The sequence below is a fragment of the Reyranella sp. GW821-FHT14A01 genome (assembly GCF_058803965.1).
The window spans coordinates 21,436-38,371 of sequence record NZ_JBXAPM010000014.1 but is presented as its reverse complement, the minus strand read 5'-3'; the positions used below and the strand labels follow the sequence as shown (position 1 = coordinate 38,371).

Below are 16,936 nucleotides of genomic sequence, written 5' to 3'. Positions count from 1 at the left end.
AAGGAGATGGAGATTGCTGCAGACAACCTGCGCGGGCAGCAGCATACTCCACGCTGTCGAGCGGGGGAGACGCTACGAACATGTTGGGGCCTCGACAAGCCCCCCCTACGCCGGCTTGCCGTGTTGGCAGCAAAAGCCAAAGCGCGGTCGCGCGCGCGTCAGTTCTCTTGCGATCGTCGCCGTTGCAACTGCGCCTGGCGGGCGCACATAGCGCGCCGTGGGTTACGAATTCAGGGGGAGCGAACGTCATGATCACAATCCCGGTCGAACTGGTCATTCTCGCCATCCAGGCAGGCGTCAAGCTCTACAGCGGCCTGCGCGAGGCCTATGCCGCGTCCATCAAGGAGGCGCCCATCACGCTCCCGCTGCCACGCGTGATGGCAGAGGGCGTGACAGCAAATTTCGGAGTCGTGGCCGGTTTCATAAGGACCGAGCCGCCCCCGACCGATCCCGGGCTTCTCGAGACCTTCAAGCGTCAGAAAGAGATCGTCCTGCCGATCGCGAAGGCTTTCAACGCGACGGGCATCGAACCTCCGGATGAGCAGAAGTACGCAGCCGTCGCCTTTCGCAATTATTGGCTGGACGTCCTTCACCCCCCGCCGTTCGTAGTGGTGACCGCCAGTCCGGATATCGCCCCAAACGAGGCCGTGCTCGCCATGCTGTCGATCCGACAGTGGACGAAGGGCGACCCCAACGCACCGGTTGCCTGGCAGATCGCCTTGGGCACCGTCGTGGACGTCGCGGTATTGTGGTTCGCCAACGATCCAGGCGCCATCTCGACCAGCCGCCCGGAGGGCAAGGCCCTTAAGGCATTTCTGCAAGCCATGCAAAACGTCGATTTTGCCCATGCAAAGAAAACCAAAATCGTCACCGATACGATGGTCGCGGTGCTCGATACCGTGGCCGCAAACCCTGGCCTGATCACCAACGGCGTACGCGAAAGCGCGCTGATAAAGGCCATGACAAGCAACCTCGGCAAAGCCATCCAGGCAATCCCGAAGGAAACTCTCGACAATCTCGACACCAATGCGCTGGAGGAGAGGAGCTTCATCGTACAGAGCCTCGCAGCAGCTACCTTGCGAGCGGCGGCCGAGACTGTGCTCGACAATCCCGCGCTCTTCGAGATCCTCGACGAGGCTAGCGGCCCGGAAACCAAGGTTGTGCAGCAGGTCGGCAAGGTCTTCCTCGATCTGGTCTTGCCTGCCGACCTTGCCGGTCATGTCAAAATCGATGTCGCGGGCGCCGTCTCGACCGCAGGATTCGAGACGATGATCCGCGCGACCCTCGCAGCGGTTGGCAACAATCCTGGAATACTGCGCATGGAGGGCGAGACCGAGAAGCGGTTGTCGCCACTACTCGCCGACCTCTTCACATCATTCTCCAAGGCGGGAGTGCCAACCACCCTTCAAGGGGCATTCGCCGATACCGCCGCCATCGTGATCACCGCCACCGATCGGCATATCGACACGCTTTGGCCCAATAACTCGCTTGATCCAAAGCAAAACCTTGCACGTGGAGCGGCAACGACAGTGCTCGACGTGCTTGCCGGTGTGGCCGCCAGCCCCGGTCGCCTGTCAACTTTCACAACCGACGACATGATTCAGTTGGTTGATGCCGTTATCGATTCAGTTGCGACCAATCCTAAGCTGATGGAGGCACTACCCGGCAGCGACACGTACCTCAAGCTCGCCCTGAGCGGGATGCTGAAAGCGCTGTCCGACCAGAGCGTCGGCAAGTTGTCCGCGGCGGACGCGGTCGTGATCATCGCAGCAGGCGTCGAGGCAGCCACGCTCAACCAGCCCCTGCTGAAGGAGGCGACGCCAGGCTCCATCGTGCTCAAGGCGGTCCTGGAAGCGGTCTTCAGGGCGCTGGCCAAGGTAAAGGTGAATGGAAGCGATGCTGCGAAGTGGCGTGTCACGGGAACGACGTTCCAGGTCGGCCTGGTCCAGGCAGCCTTCGATGTCATCGCAGTACTGCCCGAAACCAAACCCGTGAACGGGCCGAAGCTTGACGCAGTCGAAGCAGCTCTCGTCGACGCCATTTCCAAGGGTCAGTCACTGAGCCAGCTCGGCGAAACGATTGCAGAGAAACTGACCGCTTAATTGCAGTTGATCGAAGGGAACCCTCATGACACGCGATCGAGCCGTTGCGGCAAGCACCTTCTTCGGTGAGCTTCGCACCGTCTTTGTACTGGGGATACTGCTGGCCACCGCCGGCTGCGCCGAGCGCCATCTCCAAAACGCACAGGAATCGTTCAGCAGGGGTGCCGCCATCGAGAACCAGGCGGTGCTCGGCGAACCGCTCGCGGCCATCACGCCGCCCCAGAGTGTCGATCCTCTGAAGCCTCCTCCCGACGCCATCAAGCCTGGACCGCAGGCGGCGCCTTTGTCCGGAGGAGCGGTGATCCACTATGCGGATGCCCGGGAAAATGTGCGCAAGGCGCTCGACAAGGAAGGGGCGGCCCTCGACAAGCAGAAGCTGACCGGATCCGCCTACGCACTCCTGGCTCTCGCGAGTTGGCGGCTCGACGATCTGCAGGGGTCTATTGCCGGCAATGAAGCCGATCCGTGCGAGGCCCAGAACCATCGCAGGTGCGCCGACGAGAGCAGCATCAAGGCGGCGGCGCTGCTCCGGGAGCAACCGTTTCTCAAGCGGGACCGGTTCACCATGATCATCCTGAGCGGCCTGCTCGATCACAATCTGGGGCTCAGGAATACCCTAAATGGCAATCCAAAGGTCGCCAGCGGCAATTTCAAATCGGCTTTCCAGAACATCGGCAAGGGCCTGGCCGAGAATGCCAGTCCGATCGAGGGCAGGCCGCTGACCACCGAGCAGTCCCTGCGGATCTATGCGTTGCTCGCCCAGTATCAGGTGCTGCGCGCCTGGTCTGCCGCCTTGACCCAGGCGGCCTTTCCCAGCACGCCTTCCGATCAAAAATTGACGTTCGAGGAGCGCGATTCCTGCAATTCACTGCTGCGGCACAAATGGGCCGCCGAGGTGACCGCCAACCTGGAGATCGCGGATCCACGAAAAGCCGCCGTCCCGGATTCACTCAGAAGATCCTTCGTCTCTGCAATTGGCAATCCGACTCCCGTGACGCAGCCGCCCTGCCCTTGGGAGATGTGACCGGCGGCAGGCACGGCCAAATTCACGAACCCGGCATTGCCGTAACCGCCACCGGCGCCAGGAAGCGATCGAGGTCTTCCTGGCGGAAAGGCTTCCTGATGATCGGCAGGCCGGCCATCGCGCTGCCGGCGGGAAACCAGTGGGACAGGGTCGTCGACGTCAGGATCACCCGCGATTCCGGGCGGCTGGTCCTCGACCACCGGGCCAGGGCCGCACCGTCGCTGACGCCCGCCCAGTCGATGTCGGCAATCACATAATCGAAGGCCTGGGCATGGGCGATCCGGATGGCCGGTCCACCATGCTCCGCTTCGACGATCCTGAACCCGTGCCGCCGCAAATGCTCCACGAGGACGCTCTTCGCCGCCGGATCGCTTTCAACAACGAGAATCGACAGGCCTGACGCGCCTGCATCACCCGAATCCGCCAACACCCACCCCAATCCTACGCAACGCGCACGGCTTCCCACGGCCGCACTCTCAGTACGGAGGCAAACGCCTTTCAGTTCACTCCGGTCCAATCGCATTCCGGAATTACTGTTCTTTTTTTGCCGCTATACTCCGCGGCATGAGTGGAAAAATCCTTGTCGGTATCGGCGGCTGGACCTTCGAGCCGTGGCGCGGCGTCTTCTATCCCGAAGACCTGACGCAGAAGCGCGAGCTGGAATATGCCAGCCGCCAGCTCACCTCGATCGAGATCAACGGCACCTACTATTCGAGCTTCAAGCCCGCGAGCTGGGCCAAGTGGCACGACGAGACACCGGACGGCTTCGTGTTCGCGGTGAAGGCCTCGCGCTTCTGCACCAACCGGAAGGTCCTCGCCGATGCCGGCGAATCGGTGCAGCGCTTCGTGACCCAGGGGCTGGTCGAGCTCAAGGACCGGCTGGGTCCGATCAACTGGCAGTTCATGGGCACCAAGAAGTTCGATCCGGAAGACTTCGAGGCCTTCCTGAAGCTTCTGCCGCGCGAGGTCGGCAAGCTGAAGCTGCGCCACGCGCTCGAGGTCCGGCACGACAGCTTCAAGGACGAGCGCTTCTACGATCTTGCCCGCAAGTACAACGCGGCGATCGTCTATGCCCACGACAAGGATTTCCCCGAGATCGACGAGCCGACCGCCGATTTCACCTACGCCCGGCTGATGCAGGCCGAGGAGAAGGTGAAGACCGGCTACAAGCCCGCCGACATCGACAAGTGGGCCAAGCGTGCCAAGGCCTGGGCGAAGAAAGGCGACGCCTTCGTCTACTTCATCTCCGGCGCCAAGGTCCGCAATCCCGCCGCCGCCCAGGCGCTGATCGAGAAGCTCGGCTGAGACCGGCTGCCTCTTGACTTGCCCGAGGGAGCCGCCTAACCGTTAACCCTATGGTTAACAATCAAAGCGCCGTCCTCGACCGCACCTTCTCAGCCCTCGCCGACCCGACGCGACGGGCGCTGCTCGCCCGCCTCGACGCCGAAGACGGCGTCACCGTGAGCGAGCTGGCGCGGCCCTTCCCGGTGTCGCTGCCGGCCATCATGAAGCATCTCGACGTGCTCTCCGAGGCCGGCCTGATCGTGCGCTCCAAGGCCGGCCGTACCGTCACCTGCCAGCTCAAGGCCGAGCCGATGGAGCAGGCATTGAACTGGCTTGCCCACTACGAACGCTACTGGACGCAACAGCTCGACCGCCTCGCCGCCTTCCTGGAGAAAGACGACACATGGCCAGCAAGCCCAGCCTCGCCCTCAAGCGCCGCCTCAAGGCCCCGCCCGAAAAAGTCTACGAAGCCTGGACGCAGCCGGAAAAAATGATCCAATGGTGGGGTAACACCGGCCACAAGACACCGATCGCCGTGACCGACCTCCGGGTCGGCGGCCGCTTCCGCGTCCAGTTCTGGACGCCGGACGACGAGCATCACAGCGTGAGCGGCGTCTATCGCGAGATCGATCCGCCGACCCGGCTCGTCTTCTCCTGGGCCTGGCAGAGCACGCCCGAGCGCGAATCGCAGGTCACGATCGACCTGAAGCCGGACAATGACGGCACGATCCTGACGCTGACCCACGAGCAGTTCTTCGACGAGAAGGCGCGCGACGGTCATCGCGGCGGCTGGGGCATGGCGCTCGACCGGCTGGAGGAGCTGTTCGCATGAACGTCGAACAATGGCTCCAGCCCGCCGGTCTGAGTTCGCCGGGTCGCCGCTCGGACCTTCTCGACGGCCTGCCGCGCGGACCGAAGGCCCTTGCCGAGATCGTACAGGGCATCCTGATGCATGAGCACGTCGCCCCGACCTACGGCGTGCAGCTCGACGACGCCCAGCATGCCGAAGCACATGTCCGCTCCGTCGAGGGCATTCTCGACGGCATCGCCGCCGATGACGCACGTCCGCTCACGGCGGCTCGCGCGCCGGCCGAACGCCAGGTGGGCGTCTGCCGCCATTTCTCGCTGATCCACGTCGCGTTGCTGCGGGCACAGGGCATCCCGGCACGGGCACGCTGCGGCTTCGCCGCCTATTTCGAGAAGGGCAAGTTCTACGACCACTGGGTCACGGAATACTGGAACGAGGCTGGGCAGCGCTGGGTGCTGGTCGATGCCCAGATGGATCCGCACCAGAGGCAGCTCTTCAACGTCGCCATCGATCCGCTCGACGTGCCGCGCGACCAGTTCCTGGTCGCGGGCGATGCCTGGACGGTCTGCCGCGAAGGCAAGGCCGATGCGGACGACTTCTGCATCCTCCACCTCAAGGGCTGGTGGTTCATCGCCGACAACGTGATCCGCGACGTGGCCGCCCTGAACGGTCACGAGATGCTGCCGTGGGACACCTGGGGCGCCATGGTGATGGACAACGACAGGATCGACCGCCCCTTCATCGACCGGCTGGCCAACCTGTCGAGCCGCCCCGATACCGATCCCGAAGCCCTGCGCGCGGCCTACGACGACAGCCGGGTCGCCGTGCCGCCGGTCCTGTTCAACAATGTCCTGGGCCGCGAGGAAGCCGTAGCGCAGAGCGGCTGAATCCGGCGATTCCTGCTGCCCCGAGCCCGCCCGACTGTTGTAAGCTCGGAGCCTGCCAAATCTTGGGAGAAGCCCTATGCCTGCACTCTCGCTCGACCATTACAACATCTACTGCACTGACCTCGAGGCCACCGTGCGCTTCTACGAGCGCTATGTCGGCCTGATCAACGGCGACCGTCCGCCCTTCCCCTTCCCCGGCGCCTGGATGTACGCCGGCGAGAAGGCGATCCTGCATCTCATCTCCGAAAGCGGCCGCACCGACCAGGGCAGCGGCGCCATCGACCATATCGCCATCAACTGCGCCGACATCCGCGGCACGCTCGACCAGATCAAGCAGGACGGCGTGGCCTTCGAGGTCAAGAAGGTGCCGGCGCGGCCGCTGCAGCAGGTCTTCGTGCACGACCCCGACGGCGTCATGATCGAGCTGAACTTCTGGCACGAGGAAGACGTGGCCGAGCTCAAGGGCTACGACCCGATGGCCAACAAGATCACGGCCGAGAAGCAGAAAGTCCCGGCCTGATGTTGCTGCGGGCGGCACGCGTCGCCGCCTGTTCCCTGCTGGCCTGCGCCGCTCTTCTGACGGGCGCGCAGGCGCAGCAGCGCGAGACGATATCCTTCGAGAGCCGGCAGAAGGGCCAGCCCGTCCAGGTGACGGCCGAGATCACCTGGGCCGCTTCTGCAGCCGGTCCCGTACCGGCTATGGTGATCCATCACGGCAGCGGCGGCGTCGGCGAGCGCGAGGCCCGCTACGTCCGCGAGCTGCTGCCGATGGGCGTTGCCACCGTGGTGATCGACTCCTTCAAGCCGCGCGGCGTCACTTCGACCGTGACCGACCAGTCCGCCGTCACCGGGCAGGACTTCAACCTCGACGCGCTGGCCGCGCTCAAGGCGCTCGCCGCCAATCCGCGCATCGACCGCCGCCATATCGGCATCATGGGATTCTCGAAGGGCGGCACCTCGGCGCTGATGGCCTCGCACGAGCAGCTCATCCTCGCCGCCGGCGGAACGCCGGGCGGGCCGCGCTATGCGCTGCACGTGCCCTTCTATCCGGCGTGCACCGCGCAGTACTACCAGCCGCGCACGACCGGCGCGCCGATCTACCAGCTGCTGGGCGGCGCCGATAGCTATGTGGGCTTCGAGCCCTGCCAGACCTACGGCGAGGCGCTGCGCGCTGCAGGCGCCACGATCCAGACCAAGGTCTTCCCCGGCGCCATGCACGGTTTCGACTACGGCCCGCCCTATTCCAATCCGCGCGGCGAGAACTACTCGAAGTGCGTTAACCAGCAGCAGCCCGACCGCTCCTGGATCACGCGTGACAGCGGTATCGTCACCTTCGGCCCCGACGGCAAGCCGGTCCCCGGCGCGCTGGCCAAGGCCATGGCCGCGTGCAAGACGCTGGGCGTCAGCGGCGGCGCCAACGACGCGGCGGCCAAACAGTCGATGGAAGATCTGAAGGGTTACGTGCGCCGCCACCTGCTGGGCGGGTAGCTGCCTAAGGATCCTTCGCTTCGCTCAGGATGACACCTGTTTGCATTGGCGCACTGCGTAACTCCGAAATCGGTGTCATCCTGAGCGCAGCGAAGGATCCTTGCTCAGTCGAACGTCGGCGTCTTGGCCAACTGTTCCCAATAGTCGGCCGGCAGCAGATCGCGGCCGGCGAGCAGGCAGTTGAGATAGGCCCGTTGAGGCTTGAGGCCCTCGCCCTGCATCAGGGCGACATAGACGATCGCCTCGACTTCTTCGCCGGTGTCACCGCGCACCACGCGGATGGTGCGGCGTTCGTAGTGGCGATCGGCGACGCCCTCGTAGATATCGAGCACCATGAAGCCTTCGTCGGGCAGCGCGTTCAGCGTGCCATGCACCACAGCGCCGTCGGCCGGGACGATGTTGGCCGCCGCGCCGCCGCCCATGTTCCGCTCGGGCTTGTCGAAGACGAGGCGCCACCCGTCGAGGCGGCCGGCGATGCGGTCGCCGCGCGGCACGCCCCTGGGCGCCAGCCGCTGGTCGAACAGGCGCGCGGCATCCATGTTGGAGCCGTAGGCGAAATACCAGGTCAGGCCATCCGCCATACCCGCACCTTCTCCTCGTAGCCGCGGATCGCGATCGGGCCGAGATCGACCGCGCCGTCGCACGGCGTCGCGTCATACACCGAATCGGAAACCAGCAGCTTCGCACCCACGTCCTTGGTGAGCTGCTCCAGCCGCGCCGCGAGGTTCACCGTGTCGCCGATCACCGTATATTCCTTGCGCTGCGGCGAGCCCACCGTGCCGGTCACCGCGTCACCAAGATGGATGCCGATGCCGACGCGGAGCGCCCAGCCTGGGTGCGTGCGGTTCCATTCCTCGACGGCCGCGATCATCGACTGCGCCGCCGCCAGCGCATTGCGCGCGGCAGCGGGATCGGCGAGCGGCGCGCCGAACAGAGCGAGGAAACCGTCGCCCAGGAACTTGTTGATGATGCCGTTATTGCGGTCGACCACGTCGATCATCTCGGCGAAGAAGGCATTGAGCAACGCCACGGTTTCCTCGGCCGAGCGCTTGCGCGTCATCGCCGTGAATCCCCTGATATCGAGAAACAGCACGCACACCGTGCGCATCTCGCTCGGCGGATCGGTCCGCGTCGCCAGCAGGCGGTCGACGACGGCGGGCGAGACATGCTGGCCGAACAGGTTGGTGACGCGATCGCGCGACGCCACCGCCCGCACCGATTTCTCGAACTGGGTGCGCAGGCTGATCGCCACGAAGCCCGCGATCAGGCCGCTCGCGAAGAGGATCAGCGTACGGCTGAAATGGAACAGCAGCGTTTCCTGCGGGATGTTCCCCCATGGTTCTAGCGGCACCAGCCAGAGGACCAGCACGATCTGCTGCAGGGCCGCGACGCTGCCGGTCCAGACCGACAGCCAGAAGTCGAGCCGCAGGGTCGAGAGCAGGATGAAGAGAAAATAGAGCAGCGGTGGCCAGAAGCTGAAGACCAGTATCGGGTCCATGTAGTGGCTGAGCGTGACGATCACAGCGGCCGGCAGCGACGTTTCGATCAGGGCGTTGCCGAAGCGCGCGACCCTCGGGAAATCGAGATCCCGTGCCGCGCGGTAGCGCAGGAAGGTGAGCGAGCCCAGCTCGTAGAGCAGGAACGGCGCGACGCCCACCAGCGGCATCCAGCCCGGCACGGCATGCTGGAACATGCGCGCCGAATAATCCGGGAAGAAATTGGCCACGATCAGCGTGACCGCCAGCAAGATCGCCAGGATGATGGCGAGCGCGCGCATGCGCTGCTGCTCGCTGCGAATGATCTCGCGGCGGAGCGCGTCTGAGAAGAAGTCGGGCACCGCGGCAGCCATCGCGCGCCAAACTAGCCAGTGGCGTCGGGCTCCACAACGGGCTGAGGCAATGCTACTTACTCATCATGTCGATGAAGGAGATCGCGCGGGAGATCCAGGGAAAGGTCGCCAACCTGGCCCTGCGCATGCCGATTTCCTGGGTCAACATCCTGGCCGGACCGCCGGTCGAGGTCGACGGCCGCACGCTGGACGGCCGGACGCAATGGTTCCTGAAACTCCTGGCCCATAGCGGCCAGCCTCCGGTGCATTCCCTGAGCGTCGCCGAGGCGCGCGACGATTTCGACGCCTTCATGAAGCTGCTGGGCGGCAGGCCCGCGCCGGTAAGCTCCATCCTCGACCGCACCCTCCCCGGCCCCGCCGGCCCCCTGCGCGTGCGCATCTACCGGCCGGCCGGAGCCGTGGCGCGCCTGCTGCCCACCATCGTGTATTTCCATGGCGGCGGCTGGGTCATCGGCAGCCTCGAAGGCTACGATCTCGCCTGCCGCTATTTCTGCGCACGGTCGGGCTGCGCCGTCGTCGCGGTCGACTACCGGCTGGCGCCCGAACACAAGTTCCCCGCGGCGGTGGACGACGCGCTTGCCTCCTACCGCTGGGTGGCGGGCAACGCCGTCTCGCTGGGTCTCGACCCCGACCGCATCGTCGTGGCCGGCGATTCGGCAGGCGGAACGCTGGCCGCCGTGGTCGCCCGGACGGTGCGCGCCGAGCCGCATCCCCCCTGCCTGCAATGGCTGATCTACCCGGCCACCGACATGGCCGGAGACACCAACTCCCACAAATGCTGCGGCGATGGCTTCCTTCTGACCCAGGCCGACATGGCCTGGTTCCGCATGCACTACCTCAACGATGCCGTCGCCGAGGTCGACGACCCGCGCGCCTCGCCGCTGCGCGCCGACGAGCTTTCCGGCGTGGCGCCGGCCCTGGTCTTCACCGCGGGCTTCGATCCGCTGCGTGACGAAGGCCAGGCCTATGCCTCGAAGCTGCAGGCGGCCGGCGTCAAGGCGATCCACCGCGAATTCGAGACGCTGATCCATGGTTTCGTCGGCATGCGCGGCACGGTTCATGCGGCGGCGCGGGCGATGGACGACATGGTGGCGGGCCTGCGCCACGAACTCGCGCAACTGGGACGATGATGGAGCGTCGAGACATGGCTGGCGACGGAACGACACAGACGGAGTCCCGCGCCGAGCGCGCCGGCCGCCGGGAACAGAACAAGGCGGAGAACCGCACGGCCCTGCTCAAGGCCGCGCGCGGCGTCTTCGCCGAGATGGGCTACGGCGCGGCCAGCGTGCGCGACATCGTGCGCCGCACCGATCTCGCCTCGGGCACCTTCTACAACTACTTCAAGGACAAGGACGAGATCTTCGAGGCCGTCGTCGGCGAGCTGACCGGCGTGCTGCTGCAGCGCCATCGCGACGGCCGCGCCCGCGCCGCCACGGCCGAGGAGTTCGTGCGGCAGCACTATGCTGCCTACTTCAACTTCCTGGCCGAGGATCCCGAGCTGCTGGCGCTGGCACGCTCGAGCTTCACCGCCGTGCGCACGCTCCTCGACAAGCCCGACGTGCGCGCGCTGGCCGTGGCGCTGAACGACGACATCCGCTCGGCCATCGCGCGGGGCATCCTGCCCAATGTCGACGTCTCCTACCTCAGCGCCTCGATGGCCGGCATCGCTTTCGAGATCTCCATGGTCATGGTCGCCCGCGACCCGGTCGACCCCACCGGAGCCGCCGAGTTCGCCACCCACCTGATGCTCGGCGGCCTCGACAAGCTGCCGCGGCGCTAACCGTCATTGGAGCGCGCCACTCCAGTGGCGCCTCATGAACCATGAGCGCCACTGGAGTGGCGCGCTCCAATGAAAACGGCGGCCCTCGCGGGGCCGCCGTCGGTCTTGAAGCGATGTCCGAAGAGCGCCTACGCGCCCTGGGCGATCGTGTTGCGCAGGACGCCGATGCCCTCGATCTCGACCTCGCAGACGTCGCCCGGTTTCAGCCAGGGCTGCGGCTTGCGGGCCATCGCCACGCCCGACGGGGTGCCGGTGATGATGATGTCGCCCGGATCGAGGGTCATGCACTTGCTGAGCTCATGCACCAGGGTCGGCACGTCGAAGATCAGGTCGTCGGTGCTGCTGTCCTGCATGGTGACGCCGTTGACGCGGGTCATGATGCGCAGCGGCGCGCCGCCCTTGGGCAGCTCGTCCGGCGTCACGATGTCGGGACCGAAGCCGCCGGTGCCGTCGAAGTTCTTGCCCAGGGTGAACTGGCCGCCGGACTTCTTCTGCCAGTCGCGGATCGAGCCGTCGTTGAAGCAGGCGTAGCCGGCGATCACCGAGAGAGCCTTCTCCTTCGGCACGTTGCGGCACTTCTTGCCGATCACGACGGTGAGTTCGGCCTCCCAGTCGAATTCCTCCGAATGGGTGGTCGACAGCATCTTGCCCTTGTGCGGCACCAGCGTGTTGTTGAAGCGCGTGAACACCACCGGATACTGCGGGATCGGGCTGCCGGTCTCTTCGGCGTGCTTGCGGTAGTTGAGGCCGATGCAGAGGATCTTGCCGGGTGCGGGGATCGGCGGCAGGTACTTGGCCGACTTCTCCGACACGAGGGCGCCGGCCTTGAGTTTGGTACAGGCCTTGAGCACTTCCTGCTGGACCTTCTTGCCGCCGGCCAGGATCTCGACGACCGACTTCGGCCCGCGCGGCATCTGCTTGCTGAGATCGACGATCTTGCCGTCGCCCAGTTTGACGCCGACGACCGGCTTGCCGCCGATCAGGATGGTGCAAAGACGCATTGAATTCCCCCTTGAAGATTTCGTCCGAAATACGGCCGCGCGTAAACTCCTCCCTCCCGCATCTGCGGTCAAGCTTGCCGCGTTTTTTGCTACTCTCTGCCGATGCGATTCCTGCTTCTGCTCCTTCCTCTCCTCTTCACCGCCCTTCCCGCCTCGGCACAGCTCGTCGTGCCGCTCACCACGCCGGACGGCCGTGTCGGCTGCACCCAGGGCAAGACGGGCATCGGCCGGCCGGCCGACTGGCGCGCCGTCGCCGACCCCGACGGGCCGGATGGCTGGGCGCTGGTCGAGCGCGAGCCCGATGCGACGGACCAACGCTTCCCCCTGTGCATTGCCGAGCAGGCGTCCGGCCGCGACTTCGACGCCACCCTGCGCTTCAAGCCGGTTTCGGGATCGCGCGACCAGGTTGCCGGCTTCATGTTCCGCGCCCAGAGCGCCAACGACTATTACGTCGTGCGCGCCAATGCCCGCGACAACTCGGTCCGCCTCTACCGCATGGACAAGGGCAAGCGCAGCCAGCTCGGCATGAAGGAGGCGCCGGTGGCGCTGGGCCAATGGCATTCGCTGAGGGTGATCGCCGTCAGCGATCGGATCGAGGTGGCGCTCGACGGCAAGAAGCTATTCGACGTCACCGACCGGACGCTGATGCAGCCCGGGCCCGTGGGCGTATGGAGCCAGGGCGACAGCGTCACCCACTACGGCTCCCTGCTGATTGGGCCTCCGGAGCCGCGCTGAGCCCGCGCCGCCAGCAGCGTCGTCGCCAGCTCGACGAAGCCCGCGCCCGAGCGGGCCTTCGTGACCCAGCGCGGCCGGTGCTCCAGCAGGTCGGCGAAGTCCACGACATTGGCCACGCCCACGGCATTGGGGAAATAGCCGAACATCGGCGCGTCGTTGGGCGAATCGCCTGAAAAGACGTAAGTCGCCTTCTCGGCCGCCAGGTCGACGCCGAACAGCTCCTGCATCATCGTGCGGCTGGTCGTGAGTTTGTCGTAGTCGCCGAACCATCCGTTGACGTGGATCGAGCTCACCTTGGCGTTGGCACCGTTGCGTTCGAAGATGGCCACGATGCGCTTGATGTCGGCGGCCGGCAGCGGCGGCACGTCCTCGCAGAAATCGACGGCGAGATCGGCCATGCGATAGGGCTGGTCGGAGGCGATGCCGGCACCCGGCACTTCCCGCAGCATCTCGGTCCGTACCAGCTCGAGCCGGCGGCGCCCCTCGGCGCGCTCGGCCTCGGACTGGATGAAGCGGGTGCGCAGGCGCTTCTGGGCCCGGTCGTGCCACATCCAGAAGGCGCCGTTCTCGCCGACCACGGCGTCGACCGGCCAGAACCGGGCGATGTGGTCGCACCAGCCGGCCGGCCGGCCGGTTACGGGAATCACCAGCAGCCCGGCCTTCTTCAGGGCCTCCAGGGCGCCGTAGGCCTCGGCCGTCAGCGTTCCGTCGCTGGAGACGGTGTCGTCGATGTCGGTCAGGACCCCGCGCACGGCGGCCAGGGTCTCGCGGGGGCAGTTCTTCAGGGGCTCCATGCGGCGACTTCTAACATGGCGCGGACGTCCCTTCGGCGCTAAAAGCCCGGCCATGATCCCGCGCTATTCGCGGCCGCAGATGGCGGCCATCTGGACCCCCGAGAACCGCTTCCGCATCTGGTTCGAGATCGAGGCTCATGCCTGCGACGGCATGGCGGAGATCGGCATCATCCCGAAGGACTCCGCCAGGGCGATCTGGGACGGCGGTGCCAAGGCGATGGCCGCCCTCAAGGCCGATCCGGCCGGCGAGATCGAGAAGATCGATGCCATCGAGCGGGTCACCAAGCACGACGTGCTGGCCTTCACGACCTGGCTCGGCGAGTACATCGGCACGGAATCGCGCTTCGTCCACCAGGGCCTGACGTCGTCGGACATCCTGGACACGGCGTTCGCCGTCCAGCTCACGCAGGCAGCCGACATCCTGCTGGAAGACACCGACAAGCTGCTGGCGGCGCTGAAGAAGCGCGCCTTCGAGCACAAGGATACGGTCACGATCGGCCGCAGCCACGGCATCCATGCCGAGCCCACGACCTTCGGCGTCAAGCTCGCCGGCCACTACGCCGCCTTCGCGCGCAACCGCAAGCGGCTGGAGACGGCGCGCGCCGAGATCGCCACCTGTGCGATCTCCGGCCCCGTGGGCACCTTCGCCTCGGTCGATCCCCGGGTGCAGGATCACGTCGCCGCGAAGCTCGGCCTGGCCTCCGAGACCGTGTCGACGCAGGTGATCCCGCGCGACCGCCACGCCGCTTTCTTCGCCGCGCTGGCAATCGTCGCCTCCTCGATCGAGAACCTCGCCACCGAGATCCGTCACCTGCAGCGCACCGAGGTGCGCGAGGCGGAGGAGTTCTTCTCGCCGGGCCAGAAGGGCTCGTCCTCGATGCCGCACAAGCGCAACCCGGTGCTGACCGAGAACGTGACCGGCCTCGCCCGCGTCGTGCGCTCGGCCGTCGTCCCGGCCCTGGAAAACGTCACCTTGTGGCACGAGCGCGACATCTCGCACTCCTCGACCGAGCGCTACATCGCGCCGGACGCAACCGGCACGCTCGACTTCGCGCTGAACCGCATGGCCGGCGTGGTCGAGAACCTGGTGGTCTACAAGGAGCGCATGCAGGCCAATCTCGATTCTCTTGGCGGCCTCGTCTTCTCACAGCGCATCCTGCTGGCGCTGACGCAGAAGGGCATGAGCCGCGAGGCGTCCTACGCGGCGGTCCAGCGCAATGCCATGGAAGCCTGGCGCGGCAACGCCTCGCTGCTGGCCCTGTGCCGCGCCGACAAGGAGATCGCCGAGTTCCTCGCGGACGACGAGCTCACGGCCCTGTTCGACATGCGCCACCACACCAAGAACGTCGACACGATCTTCAAGCGGGTGTTTGGCTAAGCCGAGCCTCACGTCAGAAACCGCACCGTCGCCAAAGCGAGCGCGGGAAAGGCCATCACGAGACCGAGCCTTATCAGGTCGGCAGCGATGAACGGCAGGACGGCGCGGTAGATGCGGGTCAGCGTCACGTGGCGGGCGATGGCCGAAACCACGAAGACATTCAGGCCGATCGGCGGCGCGGTCAGGCCGATGCCGACCACGATCAGCACCAGGATGCCGAACCAGATCGCGACATCGTCGGCCGGCATGCCGAAATCCAACGCCTGCACGATCGGGAAGAAGATCGGCAGGGTCAGCAGGATCATGGCCAGTTCGTCCATGACCGCACCCAGCAGGATGTAGAACAGCAGGATCAGCGCCATGACGCCGTAGGGCGTGAAGCCCGAGCCGCCGATCCATTCGGCGGCGGCGACGGGAAGCTGCGACAGCGCCAGGAAGGCGTTGAACACGTCGGCGCCCAGCAAAATCAAAAAGATCATGCCGGCGGTCTCTGCGGTCTGCAGCAGCGCCGCCTTCAGCGCGGCCCAGCGCATGCCGCCCACCAGCACCGACACGACCAGCATGGCGATGACGCCCACCGCCGCGCCCTCGGTCGGCGAAAAGATTCCGCCATAGATGCAGCCGATGACGACCAGCGCCACCAGGACGGCGGGCCAGACGGCGGCGACGTCGCGCAACCGCTGCTCCATCGGCACGCGGGGCAGCGCCGGTCCCAGTTCGGGGCGGCGGCGCACGACCAGGGCAATGACGATGCAGTAGAAGATCGCGGCCATGAAACCCGGGATGCAGGCCGCCATGAAAAGCTTGGCGATGTTCTGCTCGGTCGAGATGCCGTAGACGACGAGGATCACCGAGGGCGGGATCAGGATGCCGAGCGTCCCGCCGACGGCGATGGTGCCGGTCGCGAAGCCCGCATCGTAGCGGTAGCGCTCGAATTCCGGCAGCGCGGCGCGCGCGAAGGTGGCCGTGGTGGCCACCGACGATCCGCAGATCGCACCGAACGCCGTGCAGGCGCCGATCAGGCCCATTGCCAGCCCGCCGCGGCGATGGCCGATCAGGCTCGAAGCGGCGCGGAACAAGGACGTCGAGAGGCCCGACTTTTCGGCAAGCGCCCCCATCAGGATGAACAGCGGGATGACCGAGAGCGTGTAGTTGGAGAAGTCGTGATAGGGCGTGGCCTTGATGTAGTTCAGGAAGGTCGGCCAGCCGCCCAGCCAGGCATAGCCGGCACCGCCCACGAACAGGAGCGACAGGCCGATCGGCATGCGGGCCGCCATCAGCAGCAGCATGATGACGAAACCCGCAATGGCAGCGGAAGTGCCGGTCACGTCTCTGTTCCGAAACGGCCGGCGGCCGTGATGAGCGACGCCAGCGCCAGCAGGCCCGCCATCACGGCACAGGCCATGATCGCCCAGCCGACCGGCAGACCCAGCACCATCGTGGTCGTGTGCGAGTTGATGGCGTCCGTCGCGCCGACCGAGAGCCGCCAGCCCAGCAGCGACGCGACCGCGGCGTAGACCACGTCCCAGAAGGCATCGATCGCCGCGATCGCCCGCGGCGGCAGGCGGTTCGTGAAGGTGTCGACCAGCATGTTGCCGCGACGGAGCTGCGTGTAGGGCAGGAAGGAGAAGATCGCGAGCGCGACCGCCATCTGCACCATCTCGAAGTCGCCCGGCAGGCCGTTCGAGGTGGCCCAGCGCAGCAGCACGCTCACCGTCACGAGACCGGCGATGAACAGCGACAGCGCAGCGCCCGCCAAAGCAAGCGCCGCACCCAGCCTCTCGGCCCTTTGCATCCAGCCCATGC

The 16,936-nt window shown here is 66.1% G+C and carries 19 protein-coding genes; 12 read left to right on the top strand and 7 right to left on the bottom strand.

Translation table 11 applies throughout. The annotated features are described in order from the left end of the window. Window positions 1-248 precede the first annotated feature (248 nt). Both AC1ROX_RS23750 and AC1ROX_RS23745 read left to right on the top strand, forming a co-directional pair. Window positions 249-2,102, top strand: a complete 1,854-nt coding sequence (locus AC1ROX_RS23750; protein WP_493129815.1) for a hypothetical protein — start codon at window positions 249-251, stop codon at window positions 2,100-2,102. Window positions 2,103-2,127: 25 nt separating this feature from the next. After that, entirely contained in the window at window positions 2,128-3,126 is a 999-nt protein-coding gene (locus tag AC1ROX_RS23745) for a hypothetical protein (RefSeq protein WP_493129813.1), read from the top strand. Between the two features lie 22 nt (window positions 3,127-3,148). Here AC1ROX_RS23745 and AC1ROX_RS23740 read toward each other — a convergent pair whose 3' ends face one another. Continuing rightward, window positions 3,149-3,649: a response regulator gene (locus AC1ROX_RS23740; RefSeq protein WP_493129811.1), complete on the bottom strand. Its 501-nt coding sequence runs from the start codon at window positions 3,647-3,649 to the stop codon at window positions 3,149-3,151. Between the two features lie 41 nt (window positions 3,650-3,690). Here AC1ROX_RS23740 and AC1ROX_RS23735 point away from each other — a divergent pair, with 41 nt between their 5' ends. The 6 genes from AC1ROX_RS23735 to AC1ROX_RS23710 all read left to right on the top strand — a co-directional run bounded on the left by AC1ROX_RS23735 (window position 3,691) and on the right by AC1ROX_RS23710 (window position 7,593). Beyond that, window positions 3,691-4,431 carry a DUF72 domain-containing protein gene (locus AC1ROX_RS23735; protein WP_493129809.1) on the top strand — a complete coding sequence of 247 codons (741 nt, stop codon included), beginning with the start codon at window positions 3,691-3,693 and terminating at the stop codon, window positions 4,429-4,431. Window positions 4,432-4,481: 50 nt separating this feature from the next. Then, a complete protein-coding gene (locus tag AC1ROX_RS23730; RefSeq protein WP_493129807.1) occupies window positions 4,482-4,904 on the top strand; it encodes an ArsR/SmtB family transcription factor in 423 nt (140 codons plus the stop codon). Then, the gene (locus AC1ROX_RS23725) at window positions 4,814-5,242 is read left to right on the top strand and encodes an SRPBCC family protein (RefSeq protein ID WP_493129805.1); all 429 of its coding nucleotides are present in this window, start codon (window positions 4,814-4,816) and stop codon (window positions 5,240-5,242) included. The genes AC1ROX_RS23730 and AC1ROX_RS23725 overlap by 91 nt, the downstream gene beginning before the upstream one ends. Then, on the top strand, window positions 5,239-6,105 hold the full coding sequence (locus AC1ROX_RS23720) for a transglutaminase-like domain-containing protein (RefSeq protein ID WP_493129803.1): 867 nt from the start codon (window positions 5,239-5,241) through the stop codon (window positions 6,103-6,105). The genes AC1ROX_RS23725 and AC1ROX_RS23720 overlap by 4 nt, the downstream gene beginning before the upstream one ends. 76 nt (window positions 6,106-6,181) lie before the next feature. After that, window positions 6,182-6,625 (top strand): VOC family protein, encoded by a 444-nt coding sequence (locus AC1ROX_RS23715; protein ID WP_493129801.1) that lies wholly within the window; start codon window positions 6,182-6,184, stop codon window positions 6,623-6,625. Then, the gene (locus AC1ROX_RS23710; protein WP_493129799.1) at window positions 6,625-7,593 is read left to right on the top strand and encodes a dienelactone hydrolase family protein; all 969 of its coding nucleotides are present in this window, start codon (window positions 6,625-6,627) and stop codon (window positions 7,591-7,593) included. The genes AC1ROX_RS23715 and AC1ROX_RS23710 overlap by 1 nt, the downstream gene beginning before the upstream one ends. 104 nt (window positions 7,594-7,697) lie before the next feature. On the opposite strand, the gene AC1ROX_RS23705 is transcribed toward AC1ROX_RS23710, so the two are convergent. Beyond that, window positions 7,698-8,174 carry a gamma-glutamylcyclotransferase family protein gene (locus tag AC1ROX_RS23705; RefSeq protein WP_493129797.1) on the bottom strand — a complete coding sequence of 159 codons (477 nt, stop codon included), beginning with the start codon at window positions 8,172-8,174 and terminating at the stop codon, window positions 7,698-7,700. Then, window positions 8,159-9,442 carry an adenylate/guanylate cyclase domain-containing protein gene (locus AC1ROX_RS23700; RefSeq protein ID WP_493129795.1) on the bottom strand — a complete coding sequence of 428 codons (1,284 nt, stop codon included), beginning with the start codon at window positions 9,440-9,442 and terminating at the stop codon, window positions 8,159-8,161. Before AC1ROX_RS23700 ends, AC1ROX_RS23705 begins: the two co-directional genes overlap by 16 nt. A gap of 65 nt (window positions 9,443-9,507) precedes the next feature. Here AC1ROX_RS23700 and lipP1 point away from each other — a divergent pair, with 65 nt between their 5' ends. Continuing rightward, the gene (gene lipP1, locus AC1ROX_RS23695) at window positions 9,508-10,572 is read left to right on the top strand and encodes a LipP1 family hormone-sensitive lipase (RefSeq protein WP_493129793.1); all 1,065 of its coding nucleotides are present in this window, start codon (window positions 9,508-9,510) and stop codon (window positions 10,570-10,572) included. Between the two features lie 14 nt (window positions 10,573-10,586). Beyond that, window positions 10,587-11,222 carry a TetR/AcrR family transcriptional regulator gene (locus AC1ROX_RS23690; protein ID WP_493129791.1) on the top strand — a complete coding sequence of 212 codons (636 nt, stop codon included), beginning with the start codon at window positions 10,587-10,589 and terminating at the stop codon, window positions 11,220-11,222. A 128-nt stretch (window positions 11,223-11,350) separates the two neighbouring features. On the opposite strand, the gene AC1ROX_RS23685 is transcribed toward AC1ROX_RS23690, so the two are convergent. Beyond that, window positions 11,351-12,223 (bottom strand): fumarylacetoacetate hydrolase family protein, encoded by an 873-nt coding sequence (locus AC1ROX_RS23685; protein WP_493129789.1) that lies wholly within the window; start codon window positions 12,221-12,223, stop codon window positions 11,351-11,353. Between the two features lie 102 nt (window positions 12,224-12,325). On the opposite strand from AC1ROX_RS23685, the gene AC1ROX_RS23680 reads away from it, so the two are divergent. Further along, window positions 12,326-12,958, top strand: a complete 633-nt coding sequence (locus tag AC1ROX_RS23680; protein ID WP_493129787.1) for a 3-keto-alpha-glucoside-1,2-lyase-like domain-containing protein — start codon at window positions 12,326-12,328, stop codon at window positions 12,956-12,958. On the opposite strand, the gene AC1ROX_RS23675 is transcribed toward AC1ROX_RS23680, so the two are convergent. After that, entirely contained in the window at window positions 12,919-13,752 is an 834-nt protein-coding gene (locus AC1ROX_RS23675) for an HAD-IIB family hydrolase (protein ID WP_493129785.1), read from the bottom strand. The genes AC1ROX_RS23680 and AC1ROX_RS23675 overlap by 40 nt on opposite strands. Window positions 13,753-13,804: 52 nt before the next feature. Between AC1ROX_RS23675 and purB the strand changes: the two genes are divergently transcribed. Further along, a complete protein-coding gene (gene purB, locus AC1ROX_RS23670) occupies window positions 13,805-15,130 on the top strand; it encodes an adenylosuccinate lyase (RefSeq protein ID WP_493129783.1) in 1,326 nt (441 codons plus the stop codon). Window positions 15,131-15,138: 8 nt separating this feature from the next. On the opposite strand, the gene AC1ROX_RS23665 is transcribed toward purB, so the two are convergent. Continuing rightward, window positions 15,139-16,458: a TRAP transporter large permease gene (locus AC1ROX_RS23665; RefSeq protein WP_493129781.1), complete on the bottom strand. Its 1,320-nt coding sequence runs from the start codon at window positions 16,456-16,458 to the stop codon at window positions 15,139-15,141. Continuing rightward, window positions 16,455-16,934, bottom strand: coding sequence for a TRAP transporter small permease (locus tag AC1ROX_RS23660; RefSeq protein ID WP_493129779.1), 480 nt, complete (start codon window positions 16,932-16,934; stop codon window positions 16,455-16,457). Before AC1ROX_RS23660 ends, AC1ROX_RS23665 begins: the two co-directional genes overlap by 4 nt. Window positions 16,935-16,936 lie beyond the last annotated feature (2 nt).